This window comes from Deinococcus wulumuqiensis R12, from assembly GCF_011067105.1.
GTDB lineage: Bacteria > Deinococcota > Deinococci > Deinococcales > Deinococcaceae > Deinococcus > Deinococcus wulumuqiensis.
Genome location: NZ_CP049357.1, coordinates 977,841 through 995,660, shown reverse-complemented (window position 1 = coordinate 995,660; position 17,820 = coordinate 977,841). Strand labels below are relative to the sequence as shown.

General features: G+C 63.3%; 15 protein-coding genes. 13 read left to right on the top strand and 2 right to left on the bottom strand.

Annotated features, from left to right (window positions below; translation table 11 throughout):
• The first annotated feature begins 49 nt into the window (after positions 1-49).
• Both G6R31_RS04955 and G6R31_RS04950 read left to right on the top strand, forming a co-directional pair.
• Positions 50-403, top strand: coding sequence for a hypothetical protein (locus G6R31_RS04955; protein WP_017869188.1), 354 nt, complete (start codon positions 50-52; stop codon positions 401-403).
• A 57-nt stretch (positions 404-460) separates the two neighbouring features.
• Positions 461-1,336, top strand: a complete 876-nt coding sequence (locus G6R31_RS04950; protein ID WP_081608176.1) for a DUF4238 domain-containing protein — start codon at positions 461-463, stop codon at positions 1,334-1,336.
• Between the two features lie 85 nt (positions 1,337-1,421).
• On the opposite strand, the gene G6R31_RS04945 is transcribed toward G6R31_RS04950, so the two are convergent.
• The gene (locus tag G6R31_RS04945; RefSeq protein ID WP_017869187.1) at positions 1,422-1,652 is read right to left on the bottom strand and encodes a helix-turn-helix domain-containing protein; all 231 of its coding nucleotides are present in this window, start codon (positions 1,650-1,652) and stop codon (positions 1,422-1,424) included.
• Between the two features lie 171 nt (positions 1,653-1,823).
• Between G6R31_RS04945 and G6R31_RS04940 the strand changes: the two genes are divergently transcribed.
• The 4 genes from G6R31_RS04940 to G6R31_RS16765 are packed head-to-tail and all read left to right on the top strand — an operon-like array spanning position 1,824 to position 3,855.
• Positions 1,824-2,060 (top strand): hypothetical protein, encoded by a 237-nt coding sequence (locus tag G6R31_RS04940; protein WP_017869186.1) that lies wholly within the window; start codon positions 1,824-1,826, stop codon positions 2,058-2,060.
• Positions 2,057-2,569, top strand: a complete 513-nt coding sequence (locus G6R31_RS04935; protein ID WP_017869185.1) for a hypothetical protein — start codon at positions 2,057-2,059, stop codon at positions 2,567-2,569. Before G6R31_RS04940 ends, G6R31_RS04935 begins: the two co-directional genes overlap by 4 nt.
• A 53-nt stretch (positions 2,570-2,622) precedes the next feature.
• Positions 2,623-2,949, top strand: a complete 327-nt coding sequence (locus tag G6R31_RS04930; RefSeq protein ID WP_017869184.1) for an HNH endonuclease — start codon at positions 2,623-2,625, stop codon at positions 2,947-2,949.
• Between the two features lie 36 nt (positions 2,950-2,985).
• A complete protein-coding gene (locus G6R31_RS16765) occupies positions 2,986-3,855 on the top strand; it encodes an HNH endonuclease (protein WP_040383953.1) in 870 nt (289 codons plus the stop codon).
• A gap of 137 nt (positions 3,856-3,992) precedes the next feature.
• On the opposite strand, the gene G6R31_RS04920 is transcribed toward G6R31_RS16765, so the two are convergent.
• The gene (locus G6R31_RS04920; RefSeq protein WP_152423432.1) at positions 3,993-4,436 is read right to left on the bottom strand and encodes a hypothetical protein; all 444 of its coding nucleotides are present in this window, start codon (positions 4,434-4,436) and stop codon (positions 3,993-3,995) included.
• A gap of 53 nt (positions 4,437-4,489) precedes the next feature.
• Between G6R31_RS04920 and G6R31_RS04915 the strand changes: the two genes are divergently transcribed.
• From G6R31_RS04915 to G6R31_RS04885, 7 genes are read left to right on the top strand one after another with little or no spacing between them, the layout of a single operon-like run.
• Positions 4,490-10,552 (top strand): phage tail tape measure protein, encoded by a 6,063-nt coding sequence (locus G6R31_RS04915; protein ID WP_081608174.1) that lies wholly within the window; start codon positions 4,490-4,492, stop codon positions 10,550-10,552.
• 58 nt (positions 10,553-10,610) lie between these two features.
• Positions 10,611-11,228: an HNH endonuclease gene (locus G6R31_RS17145; protein ID WP_081608173.1), complete on the top strand. Its 618-nt coding sequence runs from the start codon at positions 10,611-10,613 to the stop codon at positions 11,226-11,228.
• Between the two features lie 48 nt (positions 11,229-11,276).
• A complete protein-coding gene (locus tag G6R31_RS04905) occupies positions 11,277-11,651 on the top strand; it encodes a hypothetical protein (protein ID WP_017869180.1) in 375 nt (124 codons plus the stop codon).
• Positions 11,651-11,980 carry a hypothetical protein gene (locus G6R31_RS04900; protein ID WP_017869179.1) on the top strand — a complete coding sequence of 110 codons (330 nt, stop codon included), beginning with the start codon at positions 11,651-11,653 and terminating at the stop codon, positions 11,978-11,980. Before G6R31_RS04905 ends, G6R31_RS04900 begins: the two co-directional genes overlap by 1 nt.
• Positions 11,981-11,997: 17 nt before the next feature.
• Complete coding sequence (locus G6R31_RS04895; protein WP_025566552.1) at positions 11,998-15,360, top strand: fibronectin type III domain-containing protein; 3,363 nt, start codon at positions 11,998-12,000, stop codon at positions 15,358-15,360.
• A 2-nt stretch (positions 15,361-15,362) separates the two neighbouring features.
• Positions 15,363-15,539 carry a hypothetical protein gene (locus G6R31_RS04890; protein ID WP_164993964.1) on the top strand — a complete coding sequence of 59 codons (177 nt, stop codon included), beginning with the start codon at positions 15,363-15,365 and terminating at the stop codon, positions 15,537-15,539.
• A gap of 20 nt (positions 15,540-15,559) precedes the next feature.
• A complete protein-coding gene (locus G6R31_RS04885) occupies positions 15,560-17,815 on the top strand; it encodes a hypothetical protein (protein WP_152423430.1) in 2,256 nt (751 codons plus the stop codon).
• The last annotated feature ends 5 nt before the right edge of the window (positions 17,816-17,820 follow it).

The following is a 17,820-nucleotide window of genomic DNA, read 5'->3' as shown; positions in this document are numbered from 1 at the left end:
CGCTCCTTTGAGGCTCTTGTGCCAAAAAACCTGCTCAAGGAGGTAAGTCATGCACTGGACCAAAGCCAGAAAGTTTGAACGCCTCAGCCGCAACATACGCTGTCACGTCGAGCACTTCACCCTTCAGGAGATGATGGACAAACTGGAAGCAGACGGTTGGTCGTGGAAGATCAAAAGCCACAACTTTGCCCATGGCCGCCGTTATGAGGCTTCCGTTTGGGATGGCGCCGTTGACCCTTCGGAGCGCCCCTTCGGCTCTAGTCGTGGCAACTCCACCATGCTCCTCGCGCTGCAAAAAGCTTGGGCTATAGCTTTCACCATGGCGATGCTCTACCCGAACGAGACTTTTGCCGGGAAGCGAGAGGTGTCTACCGAGGTGGACAGTTGTGGGATGGTGCTTTGAGGGGGGGCGTAAAGCTACAGCGACAAGGCCAGCATGTAGAGGCGATAGAATGGCTCCATGTCGAATCCCAAAAAGCATCAACATTTTGTTCCCCAATTTTACTTAAAATATTTTGCGGATAAAAATAATAGGCTGGCCGTTGTAATGCCAGATGGGAAGGTTTTCCCGAATCCTGTCTCAAAGGTTGCTCAACGCAGATACTTTTACTCCTCCATACTTGATGAACACCTCAAAGAATGGGGAGATCAACCCGTCGAGAACATGTTATCTATGATAGAGCCACTATACGCTCAATCATTTCGAAGATTTATAAAAAGCGTGAAGGATAATACACACCCAGACGTATTTGACAAACAACTGCTTGCGAAATACCTATTTCTGCAATTTGTCAGAACAGAGCAGGCAAGAAAGAATTTTGATCCTATAGAAATAAAAGGGAAGACAATTGATCAAGCTTCATTGCAGATCTATGGTATATCTACTTCCTTTAGAGAAGATAACGAGATGGTTCAGTCCCTGCTGGGAAAAAAATGGGAGGTATTGAGGTGTCACACGGGATTGCGCCTGCCAACATCTGATCACCCAATCGTTGTGAAGCCTGAGGTCGGTGGCCTACAACGCTTGATTGATCAAGGTCCTGATGGGATGATTAAGTGGAAGGAAACTACATTCTATTTTGCAATTAATAGCGAAATTTTGCTGAAGATTCACGGATCAACCGGAGAGAATTCCGGTTTAAAGATTTCTAAAATTAGTGCAGAAGAGTATTATTGGTATATTGGATATCTTATTGCCAATTCAGGAAGACAGGTGTTTGCCATACCAGGAGATCCGAGCGTGAAAGTGGCAAGCAGATTGTCGGCAGTATTGTATGCAAAGAGAGACGAAAGGAACTCGCAAATAGAAGACCTTAAAAAAAGCATCGGATTGTAGACTTACGAAAGTCAAACCTTGATTGCCCCCTTGCCGAAAGACAAGGGGGCATAGATTTGCCTCAAAGGTAGTAGAACGAGGTATTTTATTCGTCTGCGACGTACTCAAGCAAGTCGGTGATCTGCACGCTTTTTCCGGTCATAACGCGGAGAGTCGAAATCAATGTGTCGAGCGTTTCTAGCTTGACTTGCTTCGTATCAGCACGTGCGATCTCATAGATGGTGTTCCGACTGATCCGCCCTCTTGTCTTCTCAGAAAGCTTGTAGGGAGTGATACCGTTCTGCTCCAGAAACTGTCCAACGCGCCACTTGACCATTCCGCCAGTGTAGTGAGTTGCCGCCGAACTCCGCATAGCTTCCATGCCTCCATGTTACACCCATAGATTGACTATTTCAACCATAGGTGTAATAATGCCATTACCAAAAAGGCCCACCTACTTTGGACGGCGGGCCGGGCCTTTTTGGGAAACCTATTTAGGAGGCTTCACATGGAGTCTACGCGCATCACCCCGAAAGAGTTCCGCCCGGCCCCCCGGCCGAGAATCTTCGCCCTCATTGAAGACGCCCAGAAACGTGGCGTCACCGCCCTCCGCTGCTGCGACTGCGGCTACATCCACCGCAACCTGCACATGCTTGACCGCGTGTGCAACGCCGCTCACCCCGACATGGACCACTACGACGGCGAAATCTGCGGTGGCACGCTGGTGGAGGTGGTCGAAGCATGACCACCTCCACCGCAGAAGCCAAGGGCGGCTACCTTTTCTGGCACGCCCCCTCGCACCTCGGCCCTAACCTTTATGCCCTCGCACGCAATGCTGGCTTCAAGTGGCAGAAAGGCAAGAAGTGCTGGAAAACGAAAGATGGCGTCGTCAGCCGTCAATTCCTGCGAGAGCAGGGTGTGGCGATCAAGGAGGCCCCCCGCAAACCCTTTGCCCTGATGGGTAGCGAAACCTCTTGTGAGGGTTGCCTGTCGCGAGATGCCACACGGTACATCCATACGAATGGCACGGAAAGCCAGCTTTGCCCAGCCTGCGCTCAGCGCCATGCCCTTTGGGAGTCTGCCGCGCGGCAACTCAAGGCTCAGATAGAGCAGATTGGGCGCGATTGGCTTGCCACTTGGGGGAGCGTACCTGGAATTCAGCTTCTCTCGGACGCTCTTGCTGGAGTCGGGCGCGAGATTGAAAGCGAATCGACATCTCGGGAGGGAGTTCGATCCTTCCTCTGCGCAGCCTGAGTGATTGACCAGAGGCCCGCTTTCGGGTGGGTCTCATGGGGGTGAAATCAAGAATGACCAGCTACGTGACCGACGACAGACGACGCCGACAAAACCGCAGCCGCGCCCGCAAGGTCAAGGCCAAGGGCGTTTTCGATACCGCTGACATTGAAGCTCGCATTGATAAGCAAGACGCCTGCTGCCATTACTGCAGGCAACCGTTGGACTTCGATGGCCCGAACAAGTGGCAGGTGGACCACTTCATCCCCCTCAGCCGAGGCGGGAGCAACTGGGCCAGCAACATCGTGATTTCCTGCCGGGGGTGCAACAAAGCGAAGGGCGACAAGATGCCTTGGGAGTTCAGGCCTGCCCTCTTTGAGGAAGGCTGCGGAAGAGACTGAGATCACGCCCCTTCGGGGGGCATTGGAGGTGAAGAAATGGAAATGAAGCGGTGTTGCTCGTGCGGAGAAGAAAAGGCGCACAGTGAGTTTTATCTGAACAGAGGTAGGCCGTCTGGCAGCTGTAAAGCTTGCCGGGCAAAGCAAGACAAGGCGCGTAAGGCGGCCAAAAGCGGGCCCAGAAAAGTCGCCCGCAAAGAGAAGCTTGTCTTGGCAGAAAAGGGGCTGAAGCGTTGCGGGGACTGCAAGGCCATTAGACCGAAAACGACAGAGTTCTTCGGGCGGTCTACTCGATCAGAAGATGGTTGGCTGCATATGTGCAAGGCCTGCGAGAGCGCCTACAGGGCAGCGCTGTGGGCAAAAAACAGGGAGAAGAATCTCGCGCAGCAGGCCCAAGCTCGTAGGGATGCTGGTGTCCCAGAGCGAAAGCCTGCCCAGTCGACCGAGGAACGCAACCGCAAGGCCAGGGAGCGCGAGAGGCAGAGAAGGCTTGACCCCGCAAAAGGCGAGGAGCTTAGGCGTATGCAGCGCGAAAGGTTCAAGAGCAATAGGGAGGTCCTTCTTCAGCGTCAGCGCGACTACAACAGGCGGAACCCAGAAAAAATTCGTGAACAGAATGCCCGCAGCCGTGCTCGGCGTCTTCAGGTTGAGGGTGAGTACACGGGGAGCGACCTCAAGCGCATTCTCATCGCGCAAGACTTTAAGTGCTTCTATTGCGGCGATGTGGTTAAAAACGCCTCCCGGGCATGGCACGCCGACCACTTCATCCCCGTAGCGCGGGGCGGCACAAACCACCCAGACAACATCGTTATTGCGTGCGCGGATTGCAACCTGAGCAAGGGTAAGAAGCTGCCTTGGGAGTGGAGGCCCGAAAGGTTCCCGCCCCCTACCGAACGGTTCACGCCCTGACAGCCATCACTCTTGCTTCTCGGCCCTCCGCCTTGTCGGAGGGCTTTCTCTAAGACAGAGGCGTTGCCACATGCGTGCAGCCTTACACCAAAAGCCCGTCTACCGAGAGGCGACGGGCAAAGGTGATAGGGGCTGTACTAGTTATTGAAGAGAATATCGGCCTTGGTATACAGCGTGCCGCCCTTGCCATCGCCCTCGAAGGCACTGGTACAAAAAAACACGCCGCGCACCATGGCCCCGTAGCTATTCTGGGAATCAACTGAGCCTGTAACGTTGTAAGTGCCTGCATCCTGAAAGTAAATCGGGGCTGATATCCTTGCGAACTTTGCCACGCTAGGGGTTTTTAGCCCACTACGCACTTGTATGCCGCAAGCGTCCTTAATTATTTGAGCAGTGATAGCACCCTTAACTGTTTTTCTACCGATATAGGGATAAGCGTTCTCAATCGTCGAGTAATGGAAGCTCTTTAGCGATTCTGCTCCCACGTCCGAGATCTTTACGTCTGCGGCAGCATGGATTGAGGGGTTGATTTTGAAAGGCACCGCTAAGGCGTTGGCACCAGCTAGGACGGTCAACAGCATCAATTTCCTCATAAAGCAAGCTTATTCCGCTGTTCTGACAGGAGGGTTACAACATGACATCAGCCACCCTGCCACCCCTTACCGGGGTAGCCGACCTTAACATTGCCCCCTTCCGTAAGGGCGTAAGGGACGCATTAAATCTGGTGAGCGAGGTTGCCGAGTACGCCAAGAAAAACGGCACGCTGGCCCTGACGCTCAAGCTGTCGGGCACCAGCCTCCAGGCAGCTAAACAGCAGATCGACGCGGCAGTGGGCGGGCGGAATCTGCCCTTCACGGTCACTTTTGACCCGGTCAGCGTCAATGCGGCGGTGGCGGGCCTGCGTTCCACTCTGAACAGCGTGGTGGGCATCAACACCAGTGGCCTGACTGCCGTCCAGACCCAGATCAGCGCGCAAATTGCCGAGATGACGCGCCTCATCGCCGAACTGCGGGCACTGGGCAGCGGCGGCGGCACGAGCAGCGGCCGGGGAGCACTGGGCGGCCTGAGTGCCAACGCCCAGAATCTGTTGAGCCAGCTCCAGCTACTCAACAACGAGTACAAGCGGGGCGACGTGGACGCCTTGGCCTATGCTTCTCGGTTGGCTGGACTGCAATCGGCCCTGCGCGTGGCGGCCGCCGGGGCGACGGCAGGCAGCACCGAGTTCCAGCGCCTCGACCGCGCCGTGACCCAGACCGTGCAGGGCCTGCGAAACGTTCAGAGTGCCGAAATCACCAAGCTCCGTACCGAGTTGTCCGGGGCACGGGCGCAGTTTGACGCCGCTGCCGCCGCCGCGACCACCCTGGCCCAGCGCCGGGCCGCCATCGCGGCCTATGAGGGCGACCTGATCCGGATTCGCGTGGCCTTGCAGGGCATGGCCGCCGCTGGCAGGCTCACCGAACAGCAGCTCGGGCAGGTCAACCGGATGCTGGCCCAGACCGCCCGCGAGTCCAACACGATTCGGGGCGGCGTGAATATCGCTGGGCTGAGCGGCAACGTCAGCAACGCGCTCCAGCAGCTCATGACCTACGTCCCCGGCATGAGCCAGCTCAACGGCGTCCTGGGCAACACGCCGCCCCTGTTGATGGGGGTCGTCGGGGGATTGGCCGCCCTGACCGCTGGCATGGCTGCGTCCTTCCGCACCGCCGCCGAGTTTCAGCAGAAAATGGCCGACATCAATGCCCTGACCCAGCCGACAGCTGAGGGGCTAGCCCAGATGTCGGAGTTCGCTAAGGACTTCGGCATCCCACTAGGCATCGGGGCGCGTCAGGCCGCAGACGCCATGCTCTCGCTGTCCAAAGCGGGCCTGAGCACCGCCGACATCATGGGTGGGGGGCTTGCATCTGCCCTAAATCTTGCTGCGGCAGCGGGTATCAGCACGGCCCAAGCGGGCGAACTTGCAGTGACGGCCATGACCGCGTTCGGCATGGCGGCCAAAGACCTTCCGCAGATCGCTAATATTTACGCAGGGTTTGCCAACCAAACCACTCAGGACGCGGAGGCGCTCGGGAGGGCTCTGGCTGCTGTCGGTCCTGTGGCGAAGTCTGCTGGGCTGAATTTCGCCCAGTTGTCTGGCTATATGGCAATGCTGGCAAAAGGCGGCTTTGCTCGCATGGATGACGCAGGCACCTCCTTCAAAACCATGCTGCTCAGCCTCCAGTCGCCTAGCACCACCGCAGCAAAGGCTATGGCTCAGATCGGCCTGAACGCTTACGACGCGGCAGGCAACTTCCGACCCCTGGGCGAGACGCTTCAGGAATTGCGTGAACGGCTGGCAGGCCTCAGCGAGCAGCAACGCAACAACGTCCTAAAAAATATGTTCGGGACGGACGGTATCCGCGCCGCGCAGATTCTGTATCAAGCCACCGGCGAAGAGATCGCTAATGTCACAGACAAGATTGCGACTCAAGGGAATGCAGCTGAAGTCGCTAAAACCCGACTGGAGACCTATCAGGGCTCCGTTGACAAGATGAAAGCCAATTTCGAGGCCCTGCGCATCGAGCTGGGCGAAAAGTTCCTCCCTGCTGCCACGCGAGCGGTGGAGTTCTTCGACCGGGGCGTGACCAGCCTGCGCGACATGGCGAACAACACCAACACCCTGCTGGGTTATGTCATTCCGCTGGGAGCGGCCATGCTGGCACTCACGGCTCCGCAGATCATCGCCGGGCTGGCAGCCATCACCGCAGGCATCCAGGGGGCAGCCGCAGCCTCTATGGCCTGGGCGCTGGCTAATCCGTTCGGGGTTATTGCCGTGGGGCTCTCGGCGCTGGCGGTTTCCGTCAACAAAATCTACAGCGATACTCGCCGGATTTACGAGGGAGTGGACAAAGCCAACCAAGATTCACACGACAAGCTGATGGCGCGGGTACAGGCGCTTCGAGCTGAGGGAACAGAGCTTGCCAAAGCCCAGGCCGACTACCTCGAAGCCTTGGACGCTCGTAGCAAAGCGCAGGAGGGCAAGGTTACGGGCAAGACCATTTGGGGCGAGCGACTTGTCACTGTGGACGCCGATGAAGTTGCCAGAACTGGTAAAGAAGTAGAGCGCCTCTTTGAAAAAGTTAAGGAACTCCGCGCCGAGTCGGCCCCCAAGGGCAGCCCAGAGAAGACCACCACCGACGCCACCGGGATTGACCCCCAGGTGGTACAGCGGCAGTCGGTAGCCCTTGAAAGCCTGCGTAACGCCATTGCAGGCCGGATGGACGCGCTTGACGCCGACATGCCCCCCAAACTGGAAAGCAAGCTCGCCAAAATCAGCAACGAGTACAAAAAGCTGGGTAAAGACCTGAAGGAAGCCTTCGGCGGCAACCTCAACAACACCGAATACCTGAAGGGCGTGGCCGAACTGGAAGCCGCCCGCCAGAAAGAGATTTCTGCCGCCCGCCGCAAATGGGCCGCTGATGAGGCCAAAAAAGCCGCTGAGGAGGTGCAAAAAGGGACAGACGCTGTTGCCAAGGCCCAGCTCGCCGGGGAGCGACAGCGCATCGAGGCCATGCAGGACGGCCTAGCTAAGCGCCAGGCGCTGCGTGACCTCGAAATCAGGCAGGCCCAGGCTGACACAGCCCGGTCGCTGGAAGGTGTCAAGGACCCCAAGGCGCGGGCCAAGCTGGAAGAGGCAGGCCGAATCGAGGTTCTGACCATTCAGCGTCAGTACGACGCCGAGGAACTGCGCCTGTCCCGTGAGGCGGCTCAGAAAAGTCGTGAGCTGCTGACAAAAGCCCAGTTTGATACTGAGAAGGCCCGCGTGGATGCAATGCAGGAGGGCGTCGCCAAGCGTCAGTCTCTGCGCGACCTGGAGCTGCGTCACATCGAGAGCGAGACCCAGCGCTCCTTGCAAGGAGTGTCCGACCCCACCCTGCGGGCCGCCTTGGTGCAGCAGAGCCGGGAAGCCGCCCTGCGAGTGCAGCAACGGTACAGCGCTGAGGAAATCCGACTGGCACAGGAATCTGCCCAGAAGGTGCGTGACGTGCAGGTGCAGATGCAACTGGACGGCGAGCGGGCCCGCATCGAGGCGATGCAGGATGGCCTCGCCAAGCGTCAGGCCATTCGGGACCTCGAACTCCGCGAGGCCGCGCAGCGCACCCAGGACTCGCTGAAAGGGGTCACCGATCCGCGTCTCCGGGCTGCCCTGGAAGAGTCTGGTCGTCAGGCGGCGCTGCTTGTCAATCAGCGGTACGACGCCCAGGAGGCGCGACTGGCCCAGGAGTCGGCCAAGCGGCTGCGCGACATCCTCGACAAGGGCCAGCACGATGCCGAACAGGCCCGCATCAACCGGATGCAGGAAGGCTCAGCGAAGCGGGCGGCCCAGCGGGGCCTCGACTACCGCGACCTCCAGAAATCCATTCAGGACGAGGTCGACGCGCTGGCGGGCGACCCCCGCGCACAGGCCGCCCGGCTCCAGGCGGGGCGGCAGGAACTCAACAACCTGCGCCGCCAGTGGGCCGCCGAGGACCGGCAGCGCGAAGTGGAGGATGCCCGCGCCGCCGCTGACCTGAGTCTTCAGACCCTCCGCAGCCGTCAGGCCGCCGAGGTGGCCGCCATGCAGGACGGTTCAGCCAAACGCGCTGCCCAGCGCAAACTCGACATTCAGGGGGTGAGAGACGATGTGGCCCAGCAACTGCGCGACGCTGCTGACCAGCCCAAAAAACAGGCGGAGATCATCGCGGCGGGCAACGAACGCATCCGTCAGATCAACGCTAATTTTCGTAAGGGCGAGCAGGACGCGGCCCGCGAACACGCCCGTAAGCTGCTCGACATCGCCGTGCAACAGCTTCAGGACCAGGAAAACCTCGCCCAGGCCCAGCGCGGCGAGGCGCTGGCCCAGTTCGACCTCGACGCGGGACGCCAGCTCGCGGCCTTCAAGGGCACCGCTCAGGAGCGCATCCGCTACGAGGCCCAGGTGGCCCAGCAACGGGCGCAGCTCGTCGAGCGCCAGGCCCGGGAAGCGGTGGCCGCCCAGCGCCGTCAACTGGCCCTGGAACGCGATCAGGCCCTGTCCGCCGACAACCTGAGCGCCAGCGACCGCCAGCGCATCTGGGAGCGGTACCGCACGCAGCTTTCTACCCTGGAGGCCAAAGCCCATTCGGAGGCGCTGCAACGCCTCTCCGAACGGGAACAGCGCGAGCAGGAGGCCGCCCAGAGAATTCACGAGGCCAACGTCAAAGCCGCCCTCAAGCCCGTCGAAGACGGCAAAAAGGGCATCGACGAACTCAACTTCCAACTCTCCCTCGCCGAGACGGCGTCCGAGCGCCTCGCCCTGGAGACCCAGATCGGGCAGGCGCACCAGCAGCAGGTGGCCGTGCTGCAGAGGCTCCTGGCGGACGCCAACAAGATGAACCTGACCGAGGAGGAACGCACCCAACTCGCCGAGCAGCTCACCACCGCTCAGCGGGCCGTCCAGACCTCGGCGGCCACCGTCCTGAAGACCCAGCAGGACGTCACTCGGGAACTGGCCGAGCAGCAGGACAAAATGCGCCAGCTCTCGGAGCGTTACGGCGAGATTCAGGGCCTGCTCGGAGGCGGCACCACCGGCGTCGTGAAGGCCCAGGAGGACCTGACCGCCTCCACCGGCAAACTCTCGGACGCCTACGCCGAGGCGCTGCCCTACCTGCGCCAGATTCGTGAGCAGTCGCTCACCCCCGCCGACTACGACGACGCCACCAAGGCGCTCGACAAGTTCGTGGCGGCCCTGGGCGATCAGAAGGCCAAGCTCGAGGCCCTCCGCACCGAGTACGACCGTCAGCGGGACGCGATCAAGAGTGTGCAGGACGTGCTCTCCGGCTTCGGCAGGGACCTGGGCGACCAGAACCTGCTGGAAGGGGCCATCACAGTCAACCAATCCACCTACGACCAGGCCAAAAATGCGCTCGACACGCTGCTCAAGGGGGGGAAGTACGACGCCGTCCAACTTGCCGAAGCCACCAAGCGCCTGCAAGACAGCTACGGCGGCCTGAAAGATGCCCTGGCCGCGCTGGGTGAAGCCCGTGCCAGGGAATTCGAGAAAGAAAGGGACCGTATCAAAAACGAGTCGGACACGCGGACCCGTGCCCTGGACGCCCAGATCAAGGCGGCCAAAGATGCAGGCCTCGACACCACGGCACTGGAGCGCGAGCGCGACCGCCTCGTGTCCGAGACGGATCGCCGGGTCCGGGAACTCGAAGGCAAGGCCGAAGCTGCCCGCAAGGGCGCCCAGGACGCGCTGAGTGACCGGACAAAGGGTCTGGGGGATCTGCTGCAAGGCGTGGCTCAGGGAGCGGGCAAGGCCCAGAAAAGCGTGGACGACCTCGCGGGTCAGGTGGCGCAGGCCGAGAAGGATGTCGCGGCCAGTGCCGCCCGGATGCGCCAGGACCTCGGCGGCATGTTCAAGGGCCTACCCGCCCAGGCCGGGAAGGCCGGGCAGCAGGCGGGCCAGCAGTTCATGGCCCAGCTCCAGGCACAGCTCAAGAAGGTCAAGCTGCCCTCCGTCACGGTCGGCGGGGCCAACCTGCCCGCCGCGATGCGTGGGGCCGGCAACGTCTCGATCACGCAGACCTTCTACTGGAATGGTCAGCAAGTTACGGGGCCAGCTAGCCCGAATACGAAAAGCCTTCTGAGAATGCTTGCAAATGAAGCTGACGCCGAGTGTCGCCGTCGAAATTCATAGTTCTAGACGTGGTAAACTGAGATTATAAGGCCCCCGCACTGTTGGAGCAGTCGAGGGCATGGCAATCACATCGGAGGTGATTTGCATGGAGAGTATGACATGCGTTGTATGTGGTGAGGAAAAGCCACTTACGGTCGAGTTTTGGAGGCGGCAAGCGAGCACCCCATCTGGTTTTCGTCGGCGCTGCAAGACCTGCCTCAGAAAACAGGACGGGGGCTACCGTGAACGCAACGCAGAGGCGGTTGACGCGCGGCATAGAACTTGGCGCTCCAAACCCGAAAACAAGGCGAAGATAAAGGCAAATGGTGAGCGTTGGACCTCCAACAACCCAGAGCGTGCGAGAGAGCGGGCGCGTAGGTGGCGAGCGAATAATCCGCTGGATGCACGGGTCGTGTCGGAAAATTACCGAGCAAGACGGCAGGCGGTGCCAGGAGAAATCACCGGATTCCTACTGCACCAGAAATTTATAGACCAAGGGGGCTGCTGCTACTACTGCCAGAAGAAGGTTGGGCGGGGGCGAGCAGGCTGTTGGCACGTGGAGCACATCATTCCCATTTCTCGCGGTGGAACCCATGACCCAGAAAATATTGCCATTGCCTGCTCAGACTGCAACTTAAGAAAGAACAACAAGATGCCCTGGGAGTTCGCCCCAGATAGATTCAGTCCGCCAGTTTAGTAATCCTTGCCTCGCTTCGGCGGGGTTCTTTAATTTAGGGGTACACCCATGTACAGCATGAACATCGGGGGGGTGGAACTCAGCGTTCTGCCGCCCCCTTCCGGCGTGACCGTCTCAGGCGGGGGGCGGGCGGTTGGCGAGCGGCTCACCATCGAGGGGCGCATCGTCGCCACCCGCAGTCCCCTGCCGGGGAGCAAGAAAATCACCGTTTCGACCAGCGACAACCACGTCATCACGGCAGCCGACGCGGCAGCCATCGCCGCGCTCGGCGACGGGCCGTTCACCTTCTCGCTGACCGGCTACGACGGCGCGGGCAGCTACGGTGGCTGCGTGTTCGAGGAGCCGCCCAGCTTCCCCAGTGTGGGTCACCCGGCCTACCGGGGCTGCAATTTCACCGTCTACATTCCGCAGGGAGGCAGCTGATGTACCGAGCCGGTTGGTATCTGGAATCTGGTGCCGTCGCCACAGGTCTCGACCTGGGCGAGGTCAAACCCGGCAGTGCGGCCAGCGTCGTGCGGCTGCTGAAAAACACGGGCGATCAGCCGTTCAGCGGCGTGCAGTTCACGTTGAAAGACGACGTGCCCGGCGTGCAGGTCAACGTGGGCGGGCAGCCCCTGACCCCCGGCCAGACGTACACCGCGCCCGGACTGGCCCCCGGCGAGAGCCTGCGTGTGGAGTATTCGCGTGCGGTCCCCGCCGAGGCCGAACCCGGGACGTGGTCGGCGTTCATCTCGATTCGTGCCCTGGTCTGACCCCGAGGAGGTGACCCATGCCCCTGCTGCTGCTGTTTCAGGCCTCCGATGTCCCTGCCAGTGAAATTGCTCTGGAACTCACCGAGGTGCTGACCGGGCGCGTGGGGGGCTTTCTCGAACTCTCGCAGATGCTCAGCGGGCGGGTGCCCGAGCCGTTCGTTCGCCTCGACACCTACCTGACGGGCGTGGTGCCAGGGTTTACGGCGCAGGCGGTCCACCCGGACGGCACGCCCGTCACGCCGATCTTCCTGCCCGGCGCCACCCAATCCGGCGGCGTGTTCGACCTCGCCATGAGCGCGGGCGGGCTGCCGGTGGAGTCCTTCACCTGGTCGGTCGAGCGCGGTCAGGGCGCCCGCATGGACGTGACGGTCATCGGGGACGCCCGCGGGAGCGCCGTGCCTGCCGTGACGGCCAGCGCCGGAAGCTACGGCGGCGCGTTCAGCGTGGCGGGCACCCTGCCCGAGTGGGAGTGGAGCCGGGACGCGAGCGGGCAGACGACCGTGCTGCACGGCAGCGACGGGGTGCTGGTCAAGGGAGACAAGCTCCCCGAACTCGTGCCCTGGGAGCGGCAGTCGGAAAAGGACGCCCGGGCGGCCACCGAACGCGCCGAGCGTCTGGCGAAGGTGCCCGTGGCCCAGCGCAGCAGCGCCCGCACCGACTGGCGCCGGATGCCCGTGGATCAGGTCGTCATGGAGGCGCTGGCAACGGTGCCCCACCGGCTGCTGGCGGCCCCGCCCTTCCCCGGCTACGATTTCCGGGCGCATGGCGATGGCCCCAGCTACACCACTTTCGGCAAAACGGCGCAGGAAATCGTGAACGACATCTGGGGCAAGGTCGGGATTCAGGCGGGCTGGGAAGGCGGGGTGCTCGTCATTCGCCCACCGGGACCGACCGGGGACCTGCTCCTGCCCGTGCCCATCGGCAGCGAACGGCAGGAGCGGATCACGCTGGACACCCCCACCCTCGAACTGACGGGCGGCACGGCGGCGGACGATCTGGACGATTCTTCCGGCGACGACCCGGACGACCCCCGCAAAAAAGACGACGAGCGCAAAAAGAACGACCCCGACAGCCGCGTCAACAGCCCCGACCCCGATGAGCGCAAGGACGAGGGGGGCAGCGGCTTTGCCGAGGGCATCAGTCCCACGCCGGAGGTCGGGGAGGTGGCGGCCACCGCTGTGCCGCTGTCGTGGGCGAGCGTGCCCACCGCCTCCCAGTACATCCTCGAACGCATCGAGGGCACCGACAGGGCGTGGACGATGTGGTCCCAGGTCGCCAACACCACCGCCACCCGCTGGACCGACGACACGGCGCTGCCCATGCGGACCTACGCCTACCGGCTGCGGGTCAACGCCGTGGCCTTCGAGAACGGGAAGCAGAACGTCATCTGGCAGCCGAGCGAGATCGTCCAGGTGACGACGCCGCCCGCCGACGCCGAGGGGGCGCCTGGTCCGGTGACGGACCTGACGGCCTACTACCGCTCGGAAACGGCGGTGGGGGTCAAGTGGACACCGCCCAAAGCAGACCCGCTCGATCAGCCGCCCCCGCGCAAGCCCGCTGCGGACCGCTACGACGTGGAAGTGCGCCGGGCCTCGGACAAAGTGCTGCTGAAAAAGGTGCTCGTCTGGCAGAGCTGGGTGCTGCTCGACGGCCTGCCAGTCGGAGCGAGGGTGGCCGTGAGTGTGCGCTCCCGCAATGGCGCTCATGCGGGCGAGGAAGTGGTGCTCGACGCGCAACTCATCAACCTGCCGCCCGCGCCGGTCGGAGAGGTGAGGCTCGAGGCGGAGAAGGAGCCGAAGACGGGCCGGAACGCCACGACCATCGAGGCGACCTGGGACGCAGCGTCGGGTGCAATCCGCTACCGGGTAGAGTGCGCGAAGGCCCCCGTTGGAATGCCGGAGGCCCAGTTTTCCTGGCGGTTGGTGGCCGAGTTCAGCCCAGAGCCGGTGCCGCGTGACCCCCCGAAAGAGGGTGAGGACAAAGGGAAAGAACGCTTGCACACGACCGTCCAGGGGGAATACGCCACCCGCTACGCCGTGCGGGTGCGTGGGCTGAATGAGGTTGGCGCCGGTGGTTGGTCACCTATGGCCTACGAGGTCACCGCCGACGCGCCGCCACAGCCCGAGCCGGACCCCGAGGTGGACGCCTTCGAGCGCAATCCCACCACGGCCATCACCACCAGCCGCCGCACCGACAACTTTGCGGAGTCCACGACGGTCTGGAAACAGGCCGGGCGGGTCATCGCCACCGAGCAGCAGCAGGAAGGCCGGGTGGCTCTGGTGGAGCGCGACACCGACGAGGCCACCCTCGACCCGTCGAAATCCGTGTGGCTGCCGTTCAGCCGGACGACGACGAAAAACTTCTACGAAATCCCTGACTGGCCTGAGACTCTGACCGCCAGCGTGACCGAGACGGTGATGTATGACCGTTCTCCGCAGCGGAAGGGGCAGGAGTCGGGCAGCGAGCGAACGCGCGTGCATCAGGAATGGAGTCCTCAGGGGTGGCTGGCCCGGCGCACCACCGAGAAGCTCAAGGCCGCCTGGGTCATCGGAGAGGAAAACGACGAGGGCGAGATCGTGGCGCGGCGGGTCGGCTCGCACGCCGAGTACATGGTGGAAACGTGGCTGCCGGTCGGGGGTGGCCTGTGGCTGTACCAGCGCTCCGGCACCCTGGCAGCCCTGACGCCCACCTATGTGCCCGGCCCCCTGGAAGATGGCAGACCCACGCCGGGGGAGTGGACCCATCTCGAAACGATGGTCAGGCCCCTGGAAGGGGAAACCGCTGTGTCGGAGGATGCTCCCCCACAGGCCACGCAGCCCCGGAAAAAGGAGGACCCCGAAAAGAAAGCGGAGGTGCCACCACTGCCGCGCAACACCAGCAGCCCGGCCCTGCGGCGCTACCCCCTCGACGAGCCCTGGTTCGAGGTTCGGGCGCCGGGGCCCACGCCGGGCGACGAGGGGCCGGACACCAGAACCGATGGTGATCCGGACGATCCGCCCCGGGAGCCACCTGCGGGACCCGACGACCCGCCCACCGCTCCCGAGGGCAGTGGCGATACCAGCGGCAGACCAGAACCGGACGAGCCGAAGCTGCCGCCGGACCCGGAAAAGGACCGCAAGCCGAAATACAGCAAAACTCCAGGGGGCGGCCCGCTCAACAGCAGTGGTTCGACGGTGAGCAGCAGCATTCCCTGGGTCCGCACGGCGGCGGGCCTGGCCCGGTACGCCGACATGCTGGCGCAGGCCTACGGCCCCCGCATCCGGATCACCCGGCAATACCTGTTGCCAACGACACCGCCGAGTCTTGACCAAGCGGTGAGCGCGAGCGCCAGCGGCAGCGCCGGGCAATTTGAGATGACCGTCGTGACTGAAACGAGGTGAGCATGAACACAGAGCAGAGAACAGGCCGGGTGTTGCGCAGCCTGCCTGACAAACGGGTGGTGGTGCTGGCCGACGGCAAGGAGATCACCGCGCGGGCGTCCGGCCTGGCGCCGCGCCGAGGCGCCGATGTGCTGATCGTCAATCCGGGGAACGGCTGGGTGGTGGCCTCATGGCACTAAGCCCGGGTCCAGCCTCAACCGTGCTGCGCTTTCTCCGGGGCGGGTGCGGCGGCGACTGCCTCTGTGGGCGCCTCTGCGAACCCTGCCGGGGGCCGCGCGGCCCAGAGTTTTACCGGGGGGTGGTAGACCGGGTGCTGCCCGAGCAGGTGGTGCTGCGCGATGGGCGCGTGTTCCGGCGTCCTGGGGGGTCAGCTCCCCGACCTGGCCAGGACGTGCTGGTAGACGACCGGCCCGGCCTGATTGTCCAGACGCCGCAGCACCAGCCGAGAGGGGGTGAGACGCTGCCGCCCGCCTTCGTGCCCCTTCCCCCCTCCTACGACACCCCGCAGCGGCCTGGAGCTTGGGGTGCCGGCGCGATTCCCAGCGTTGCGCCTGAGCCGCCTCGCCCGCCGCGCTTGCTGACCCACGAATCGGTCGGCGCGACCGCCACCCTGCCGGTCCCTAAAGACTTCTTCCCGCGTGCTTATCAGCGTGCAGACGGTATGAACCTTCCGCTTCCTGACGCTCCGACGCGGCTGAGGGCAGCGCAGGGCGCTCTCACGGTCAGCATCGTGCGACGCACTCTGTATCCGGCCCCCTTTGCTTATGCCCTTGACCCCTACGGGCAGGCAGGGGTCTACCATCCACGAGGCGATATTCAGGCCACGCCAGAGAGCCTCTCGCCATTCGGGGAGCTGCCCGGCATTCCGGTACCGGAGCCGGGTGCCAGTGTCCCACTCCAGCTTCCTGCCATTCGCTACCGCACCACGCGGGACGAGGCCGGGCGTCTGGTGCTGAGTGCGTGGCATCCGCTCCTGCCGCGCCACCTGCTTCTCGTCACTGGGCAGCAATGGGACGCCTTCGACGCCATTGGTGCTCGCTGGCAGGAGCGCCTGGTGGGGGGTGGCTGGCCGGTGCTGCCGTCACAGGGGGAGGAGGCTGTCATCGAGCGGCGCGGCCCTATTACGCGGGGGTGGCTGCGCGAGGAAGACGGTGCCCAAAACCCGATGGGCGACGTGCGCGAGTTGCAGGTCTACCGCGAGGAGAGACCGCTCAGCGAGGGCGGCGCCCGCTACTGGACGATCGGGCGGCAGCGCGAGGTGCTTGAGAGCGGCGAAGTCCCGCAGACGCCGGTGCCCGAATCGGACCTTTGGCAGTCCGGCGTCGTCCTGCAGATTCGGCAGACCGGCGACCCTTACCCGTGGGGGCTCTACACCTGCACATGGCTCAACTCCATGCCGCGTGAAACCCAGCCCGAACCCCCACTGCCCTGGACAGACCGCACATGGCAGACGTCGGGGCAAGAGGTCGTCTGGTTGGCCGACGACGGAGGCAAGCTCACCGCGTACGGGCACACGCTCAGCGGCGGCACCTGGACCGGGATCAGCCCGCCGGAAGGCTCGCCCGAGGGCCGGGCGCTGATCCTGCACGAGCAGGGCGACACTGTGACAGGAATCTGGCCGGACGGACGGCGCGAGGAGTGTTCCAGGAAAGACTTCGAGGCCAAAGTCCTGAAGTGCGAGCCGGGCGCCTTCCGGCAGTTCTCACCTGTGGGCTTGGGCGCGAACGCATGGCCGCCGCAGTGGGGCTGGGCGGTCACCGGCGACGACGAGGCCCGCGCCGTCATCCTCTGGGACGCATGGCGCGACCTGACGACCCGAGAATGGCCCGCCCGCCCCCGGTCCCGCCCGAAGCGCCCGAAGCCGCCGGCCCTCCCAAAGCCGCTGGGGCCCCCGGCCCGCCTCCTGCCCCCGCTGGGTGTGACGCTGGCAACGACGGGCCGGATACCGGTCTACGAGGAGCCCCTCAAGATCATCGAAGGCAAGCAACAACCGCCCTGGCATGTGCCGGCCACGGTGGAGCGGTGGGCGGGCGGCACCTGGGTCGCTGATCCGGCGGCGCTGGCCGCGCTCGCCAAGCCGCCGCTCTCCCCCCCGGCCGAGCAGCTCGAGGCGCTCAACGACCGCACGAGCGTCCGGGGCCTGCTGCGCGTGACCTGGGCCGGGGAAGCCTTGCCGAGCGGCGATACCGGCCACGACATGCAGGCCGCCCTGTTGCTGCGCCTGAAGGTCGGTGGGGCCCCGCCGACGCTGACGGTGGAAGGCGCCCCGGTCCTGCTCCGGCCGCTCGGTCGCTCGGCTGGGGCGCGGGGTTGGCAACCCTATCTTGCGACCTGGGGCGCCCCCTACGGCACCGTTCGGGAGGCGTCCCTGATCCTGCGCTGCTCGGCGCCGCTCTCCCGCTTGCTGCTCGCCCGCATCGGTCTCGGTGAGCGGGCGAGCGGCAACGACAGTTGAGGTAC

Excerpts from the sequence above, each read along its gene's own strand:
- G6R31_RS04890 (WP_164993964.1), top strand. The coding sequence starts at position 15,363 with ATGAACACAGAGCAGAGAACAGGCCGGGTGTTGCGCAGCCTGCCTGAC.
- G6R31_RS04905 (WP_017869180.1), top strand. The coding sequence starts at position 11,277 with ATGTACAGCATGAACATCGGGGGGGTGGAACTCAGCGTTCTGCCGCCC.
- G6R31_RS04935 (WP_017869185.1), top strand. The coding sequence starts at position 2,057 with ATGACCACCTCCACCGCAGAAGCCAAGGGCGGCTACCTTTTCTGGCAC.
- G6R31_RS04940 (WP_017869186.1), top strand. The coding sequence starts at position 1,824 with ATGGAGTCTACGCGCATCACCCCGAAAGAGTTCCGCCCGGCCCCCCGG.
- G6R31_RS04955 (WP_017869188.1), top strand. The coding sequence starts at position 50 with ATGCACTGGACCAAAGCCAGAAAGTTTGAACGCCTCAGCCGCAACATA.
- G6R31_RS04950 (WP_081608176.1), top strand. The coding sequence starts at position 461 with ATGTCGAATCCCAAAAAGCATCAACATTTTGTTCCCCAATTTTACTTA.
- G6R31_RS04915 (WP_081608174.1), top strand. The coding sequence starts at position 4,490 with ATGACATCAGCCACCCTGCCACCCCTTACCGGGGTAGCCGACCTTAAC.
- G6R31_RS04895 (WP_025566552.1), top strand. The coding sequence starts at position 11,998 with ATGCCCCTGCTGCTGCTGTTTCAGGCCTCCGATGTCCCTGCCAGTGAA.
- G6R31_RS04920 (WP_152423432.1), bottom strand. The coding sequence starts at position 4,436 with ATGCTGTTGACCGTCCTAGCTGGTGCCAACGCCTTAGCGGTGCCTTTC.
- G6R31_RS04900 (WP_017869179.1), top strand. The coding sequence starts at position 11,651 with ATGTACCGAGCCGGTTGGTATCTGGAATCTGGTGCCGTCGCCACAGGT.
- G6R31_RS04930 (WP_017869184.1), top strand. The coding sequence starts at position 2,623 with ATGACCAGCTACGTGACCGACGACAGACGACGCCGACAAAACCGCAGC.
- G6R31_RS16765 (WP_040383953.1), top strand. The coding sequence starts at position 2,986 with ATGGAAATGAAGCGGTGTTGCTCGTGCGGAGAAGAAAAGGCGCACAGT.
- G6R31_RS04945 (WP_017869187.1), bottom strand. The coding sequence starts at position 1,652 with ATGGTCAAGTGGCGCGTTGGACAGTTTCTGGAGCAGAACGGTATCACT.
- G6R31_RS17145 (WP_081608173.1), top strand. The coding sequence starts at position 10,611 with ATGGCAATCACATCGGAGGTGATTTGCATGGAGAGTATGACATGCGTT.